Origin of the sequence: Faecalibacterium longum, from assembly GCF_040094125.1 — a bacterium.
Lineage (GTDB): Bacteria > Bacillota > Clostridia > Oscillospirales > Ruminococcaceae > Faecalibacterium > Faecalibacterium longum.
Genome location: NZ_JBBNIH010000050.1, coordinates 1 through 1,964 on the forward strand (window position 1 = coordinate 1; position 1,964 = coordinate 1,964).

A 1,964-nucleotide genomic window follows, 5' to 3' on the forward strand; every position below is an offset into this window, starting at 1 on the left:
TTTGCTATAATCAGTCATGTGCATAACCTCCTGTGCGTCCATGTATGTGTCATTTACACTTAAAATTATGCACTCCACCGGGCAGAGCCGTACTCCATGCCGTGACGGTACTTCTTGGCATTTTTGCCACGCAGATAGACCGCCAGTCGCAGCCCTGCGCCGCAGCACAAACCCACCAGAATATCAAGCGGATGCAGGCTGGGCAGAGGGTTCGCAAACGCCAGCGGAACGGTGCCCATCATGGACATGATCTTATCTCCCAGTTCCTTGCCCTCGGCAAGCCGCCACGCTTCGCCAAAGTTGGTTGCCACCAGTCCCAGCAAAATATAGGGCAGATACAGCGCCAGCAGTTTTGTCAGCTTTTTCGTGGTCACAGTCCACGCTCCTGTTCCTTGTGCCGGACTTTGCCGGGGAGTTCTGCCGCTGCCTGCACCAGCTCATGCAGTTTTGCCAGCACAGAGGGGCGTTTGTCCTTGTTGAGCAGGGATACCGAATATTCCTTGAAAGCCGAATGGAAGGCTTCTGCATCTGGGGCTTTGAAAAAGACCAGATACCGGGGCGGCACTTCGGAGGTGTCCTTGCGGATGGCATAGTCGATGCCGTACTTTTTGGCATAGCGTTCCAAACCATGGATGCCGGTCTTGCTGATCTCCACGCTGGACACGCCCCGGTTCTGCCGCAGAAGAGTGCGGACGCTCTGCTTACCTTGGGATGCCTTGGACTGGTACAGCCGAAACGCCGCTTTAACTGCCCGCAGGACAGTCCGGGCAGACAGCTTCGTGGTGGAGATCATAATGTTGAATGATTTCTGTTCGATTTCTTCCTGCACTACCATCACCTCCCGTGCAGCAGGGTGATTTTAGCGGTCATGCTCTGCCGTGGGCTTGGAACGGGGCTTTTCTGCCGGAGGTTCATCAGGCACCGGCAGCACCAGCAGACGGTTGCCCTGCTTCAGAAAGGCTTCCGGCTGATGAAAAAGCTGCTCGTACTTCTGCGCCAGTTCCGGGGTCAGGGATGCAAAATCCTCCTCGCCCAATCCCACCACTAGAAAGTCTCCGGCAATGGCATCGTACATCTGCCCGTTCTCATCCCGCAGGGCACGATTCAGGGGCAGACCCATGAGCTTACCATCGTCATTGCAGATGATAGCCACCGGGTCTGCAAAGGGGTAAACAGCAGCAATCGTGCCGCCCACCGCCTCCTGCAAGGCTTTCAGGTTGTTGTCAATCTCGACCTGCTTCGGATGCTGTCCCGGTGCAATTTTCAGCACGGACAGGGTGTTTTCATTCTGTTCCATTATCATTCTCCTTAAAGATTGTGCTCTCCTGCCCGGCATGGGCGGCGTTCAGCAGAGCCGCTACGAAGAATCCGAAAATAGCACCCGCTTCAAAAAATGCGAATCCAATAAAAAAGTTCAGCATAGCACACCTCAGTCGATGCAGATGCAGGTCAGCTTCTGACCATCCGCCATCAGGGTGGTGCTGTGATCTTCCAGATAGGTCTGAAAGCGATAAATGTCCTCCACCGTCAGGGACACAATGGTGCTGTGCCCATCGGTGCGGTAGAAAATCACCGGGCCGGTCAGATACCGCTTGCCTGCCAGCTTGAGAACCTGCGCCGGATTGTAGCTGATAAACAGCGGCGCACCCTTCACGGAAATCAGGGCGTCGCCCTCATCGAAACAGGGCAGAACGGAAGGGGCATCCTCCTCCATAATAATAGTCAGTTCCATGTCCGGGCCGATGGCGGCAAGGTAGACATTCTCGCTTGCCATTTCGGTCAAGCAGGATGCCGCCTGCTTCAGCATGGACAAGATGTTCACGTCCACCGTGATCTGCGGAGCGTGAGTTGCGGAGTGAAAAGGAATCGTGTTGTTCATAGGCGTTACCTCGTATAATAAAATAGTAGTATTTATAGACCGCTCTCCAGCGGAATGCTACAATAGTTTCAGGGTGCTGTGGATT

4 protein-coding genes and 1 pseudogene are annotated in these 1,964 nt (G+C 54.4%); all 5 read right to left on the reverse strand.

What is annotated here, in order from left to right; all coding sequences use genetic code 11:
- Nucleotides 1-74 precede the first annotated feature (74 nt).
- Nucleotides 75-374, reverse strand: a pseudogene (locus AAAU26_RS00755) (conjugal transfer protein TraG); the annotation flags it as partial.
- Nucleotides 371-835: a PcfB family protein gene (locus tag AAAU26_RS00760; RefSeq protein WP_158401758.1), complete on the reverse strand. Its 465-nt coding sequence runs from the start codon at nt 833-835 to the stop codon at nt 371-373. The gene AAAU26_RS00760 and the pseudogene AAAU26_RS00755, both read right to left, overlap by 4 nt.
- A gap of 24 nt (nt 836-859) precedes the next feature.
- Nucleotides 860-1,297 carry a DUF3846 domain-containing protein gene (locus tag AAAU26_RS00765; protein WP_158401759.1) on the reverse strand — a complete coding sequence of 146 codons (438 nt, stop codon included), beginning with the start codon at nt 1,295-1,297 and terminating at the stop codon, nt 860-862.
- Nucleotides 1,284-1,421, reverse strand: coding sequence for a hypothetical protein (locus tag AAAU26_RS00770; RefSeq protein WP_005928037.1), 138 nt, complete (start codon nt 1,419-1,421; stop codon nt 1,284-1,286). The genes AAAU26_RS00765 and AAAU26_RS00770 overlap by 14 nt, the downstream gene beginning before the upstream one ends.
- An 8-nt stretch (nt 1,422-1,429) precedes the next feature.
- On the reverse strand, nt 1,430-1,879 hold the full coding sequence (locus AAAU26_RS00775) for a hypothetical protein (RefSeq protein WP_158401760.1): 450 nt from the start codon (nt 1,877-1,879) through the stop codon (nt 1,430-1,432).
- Between the last annotated feature and the right edge of the window lie 85 nt (nt 1,880-1,964).

Coding starts and splice junctions, on each gene's coding strand:
- AAAU26_RS00760 (WP_158401758.1), bottom strand. CDS start 835: ATGGTAGTGCAGGAAGAAATCGAACAGAAATCATTCAACATTATGATC.
- AAAU26_RS00765 (WP_158401759.1), bottom strand. CDS start 1,297: ATGGAACAGAATGAAAACACCCTGTCCGTGCTGAAAATTGCACCGGGA.
- AAAU26_RS00770 (WP_005928037.1), bottom strand. CDS start 1,421: ATGCTGAACTTTTTTATTGGATTCGCATTTTTTGAAGCGGGTGCTATT.
- AAAU26_RS00775 (WP_158401760.1), bottom strand. CDS start 1,879: ATGAACAACACGATTCCTTTTCACTCCGCAACTCACGCTCCGCAGATC.